Source organism: Sphingorhabdus sp. (assembly GCF_044374345.1).
Taxonomy (GTDB): Bacteria; Pseudomonadota; Alphaproteobacteria; order Sphingomonadales; family Sphingomonadaceae; genus Sphingorhabdus_B.
In genome coordinates this window covers 1-3,348 of the sequence record NZ_JBILOS010000141.1, presented here as the reverse complement: position 1 = coordinate 3,348, position 3,348 = coordinate 1, and the positions used below count along the sequence as shown (strand labels likewise).

4 protein-coding genes are annotated in these 3,348 nt (G+C 54.4%); 1 reads left to right on the top strand and 3 read right to left on the bottom strand.

The window, feature by feature from the left end; genetic code table 11:
- On the top strand, nucleotides 1–1,669 hold a 1,669-nt coding region (ettA, locus tag ACIQ5B_RS10555), incomplete at its 5' end, for an energy-dependent translational throttle protein EttA (protein ID WP_397598982.1).
- Between the two features lie 82 nt (nucleotides 1,670–1,751).
- Here ettA and ACIQ5B_RS10550 read toward each other — a convergent pair.
- Genes ACIQ5B_RS10550 through ACIQ5B_RS10540 form a run of 3 tightly spaced genes read right to left on the bottom strand, consistent with a single transcriptional unit; the run spans nucleotide 1,752 to nucleotide 3,312 of the window.
- Nucleotides 1,752–2,381, bottom strand: a complete 630-nt coding sequence (locus tag ACIQ5B_RS10550) for a pyridoxamine 5'-phosphate oxidase family protein (protein WP_397598981.1) — start codon at nucleotides 2,379–2,381, stop codon at nucleotides 1,752–1,754.
- Nucleotides 2,378–3,001 carry a carbonic anhydrase gene (locus ACIQ5B_RS10545; RefSeq protein ID WP_397598980.1) on the bottom strand — a complete coding sequence of 208 codons (624 nt, stop codon included), beginning with the start codon at nucleotides 2,999–3,001 and terminating at the stop codon, nucleotides 2,378–2,380. Before ACIQ5B_RS10545 ends, ACIQ5B_RS10550 begins: the two co-directional genes overlap by 4 nt.
- A complete protein-coding gene (locus tag ACIQ5B_RS10540) occupies nucleotides 3,001–3,312 on the bottom strand; it encodes a P-II family nitrogen regulator (RefSeq protein ID WP_306063591.1) in 312 nt (103 codons plus the stop codon). The genes ACIQ5B_RS10545 and ACIQ5B_RS10540 overlap by 1 nt, the downstream gene beginning before the upstream one ends.
- Nucleotides 3,313–3,348 lie beyond the last annotated feature (36 nt).

Below are 3,348 nucleotides of genomic sequence, written 5' to 3'. Positions count from 1 at the left end.
ATATAGCTTCGTAATGAAGGGAATGACGAAAACCTTCCCCGGCGCAAGCAAACCCGTCCTCAACAACATCAATCTGCAATTCTATCCGGATGCAAAGATCGGCATCGTTGGGCCAAACGGCACGGGTAAATCCACGCTGATGAAAATCATGGCCGGAATGGATACAGAGTTTACGGGCGAAGCGTGGCCCGGCGAACATATCCGCGTCGGCTATCTGGCGCAGGAGCCAGAGCTTGATCCGAACAAAACGGTCAAGGAAAACGTCATGGACGGCGTTCGCGCGGTTGCCGATCTTGTGGATCGTTTTAACGAGATTTCGGCCATCATGGGCGATCCGCCGGAGGATGCCGACTTTGACGCGCTCATGGAAGAAATGGGCACGCTTCAGGAAAAGATTGATGCCGTCGATGGCTGGTCGCTCGATAGCCAGCTGGAGCTCGCTATGGACGCGCTACGTTGCCCTCCCGGCGACAGCCCCGTCACCAGCCTTTCGGGCGGTGAAAAGCGCCGTATCGCGCTGACGCGGCTTTTGCTGGAAAAGCCCGACATATTGCTGCTCGACGAACCGACCAACCACTTGGACGCAGAGTCCGTTGCGTGGCTGGAAAAGCATCTGGTCGATTATAAGGGCAACGTCATTCTCGTGACCCACGATCGCTATTTCTTGGATAATGTCGTCAGCTGGATCCTTGAGCTCGATCGCGGACGCTATTTTGTTTATGAAGGCAATTATTCGACCTATCTTGAAAAGAAGGCGAAGCGTCTGGAGCAGGAATCGCGTGAAGACGCCGGCCGTCAAAAGGCGATTAAGGACGAGCTGGAGTGGATCCGGCAAAGTCCAAAGGCCCGGCAAACCAAATCGAAAGCGCGTATCAAATCCTTTGACCAGCTGGTCGAGGCGCAGGAAAACCGTGCACCCGGCAAGGCGCAGATTGTTATCCAGACGCCCGAGCGTTTGGGTAGCAAGGTTATTGAGGTGAAGAATGTCACCAAAGCTTATGGTGACAAATTGCTCTTTGAAAATCTGTCCTTCACCATTCCGCAGGGCGGCATTGTGGGCGTCATTGGCCCCAACGGTGCGGGTAAATCGACTTTGTTCCGCCTGATCACCGGTCAGGAAGTGCCCGATTCTGGTGAAGTTGAAATCGGCGAAACCGTCCGTTTGGGCTTTGTCGACCAAAGCCGCGATGATCTCGACCCCAACAAAAATGTGTGGGAAGAAATTTCCGGCGGCGCAGACTTTATGAAATTGGGCAAGCATGAAACGCCGACCCGCGCTTATGTCGGTGCGTTCAATTTCAAGGGCACCGATCAGCAGAAAAAGGTTGGTCTATTGTCCGGCGGTGAACGCAACCGCGTGCACATGGCGAAGATGTTGAAGCAAGGCGGCAACGTGCTTCTGCTCGATGAACCTACCAACGATTTGGACGTTGAAACATTGTCGGCACTCGAAGAAGCGTTGGAAAGCTTCGCAGGTTGCGCCGTGGTCATCAGCCATGACCGCTTCTTCCTTGACCGTCTTGCAACGCATATCCTTGCGTTTGAAGGCGACAGCCATGTCGAATGGTTTGAAGGCAACTTTGAATCATACGAAGAAGACAAAATCGCCCGCCTTGGCGACGAAGCCACTCGCCCACATCGCGCAACTTATAAAAAGATGACGCGTTAATGATGGCATGAAGCGAACCCTCCTCTGCAACGCCAATGCAGCAGAGGAGGGCGCTTTGGCCAGTAGGATAATGTGACGCGGTTTAGGGAACCAGCCAGTTCCCAAGCCATAGATTTTGCGTTTGGTCCCACTGCCACCGTGCGCGCCGGTGCCCTGCATTGGCCAAATATAGCCATTCGATGCTGTCCGCCTGAAACATCAAAGCCGCAAAATTGCCTCGGTAATCGGCCAATTGATGTTCTTCCGGTTGTTTGCCTTCAATCCATTCGGGCAATCCTGACGAAGGTTGCGCAATCGGCGTGCCGGGGGCCGCTTCGGCCATGTAACAGCGGCGGGCAAATGGCGTTGAACCGGACCAGGCCGTATCTGCAAGATCGCCATCGGAGGTAATGTGGGCGCGACCGGATAGCCGGATCTGCGCTTTTGCTGTGGGGTCATAGACCAAAACACTGGCCGCTGCCTCGTGCTGCAGTTGCGCAATCTTGTCGGACCGTGCGTCGGTATGAAAGCGCAAGCTTCGGCTATCACGCGACACCGCGCGCAATATCATAATGCGCAATTGCGGCGTGCCGTCCGCATCAACGGTACCGACGGTCGGCGTGTGTGCGGGGCTGTTTCGATTCGTTACACCGGCTGCAACGACATTCCATGCTTCGGCAAAACTCGCGTCAAGGTCGTTATAATAGGCTGGCAAGGCGACCTGATGGGTCATTGAGCCTCAAACTGATCGCTTTGGTCGTTGAGCACGTGAAGGATGCCGTCGGCGATGCCGAAATAGGCACCATGTAGCTTCAGCTGGCCGGATTGCTCGCGCTCTGCAATGAATGGAAATGTGCGCAGGTTTTTCAAACTCACCCTTATGGCGTCCAGTTCCAAATCATGTTGGGGGTCGTCGGATGCCGACGCTAAAATCTTTTCGCGGGCAGGGCGGATAATGTCGACCCAGCCATCAATGAAGCTGTGCCCCCCGTGGCCGATATTCGCACCTTCTAATGATGCTTTTATACCGCCGCACTGGGCGTGACCAAGCACAACAATGTGCCGCACTTCCAATCCCATTACCCCAAATTCAATGGCAGCGGACACACCATGTAAACCGCCGCCAATCTCATAAGGCGGAACAAGGCTTGCCACATTGCGCAACGCGAACACTTGGCCGGGCTTTGTGTCGAAAACGGTGGCTGGATCGACCCTGCTGTCACAGCAGGAAATGATCATGATTGGGGGCGCCTGACCGTCATTCGCGAGCTCATCATAACGCGCTTTTTGGCGGACATAAGCGTCGGATTTGAAGCGGCGATATCCTTCAACCAGAACAGCAAATTCGGGCATTAAAATCTTTCTCCGCGCACAACCTGCACATCACCGATTGTAAGTAACATCCCATAGCTGTCCAGCAATGGCGCAATCGCTTCAATCAAGCCGGACGTCTTGGCTTCGGATGCAATGACCAGCACGATGGTTTTTGCGCTCGCTCCCGTGACATCGTCATCTTGCCATGCACCGGCGCGACCACCGCCCGAGTCCACATGGATCACGCTCCAGCCAGATATGTCGACCGCTTTCAATTGCGCGACAACACGCGGCACAAGCGGTGTATCCACCAGAATTTCGATCCGCTTACGGCTGACAGTTTGAATCATAAATCATCCTATTGCTTTGGCGAATGCCGCAAAAAT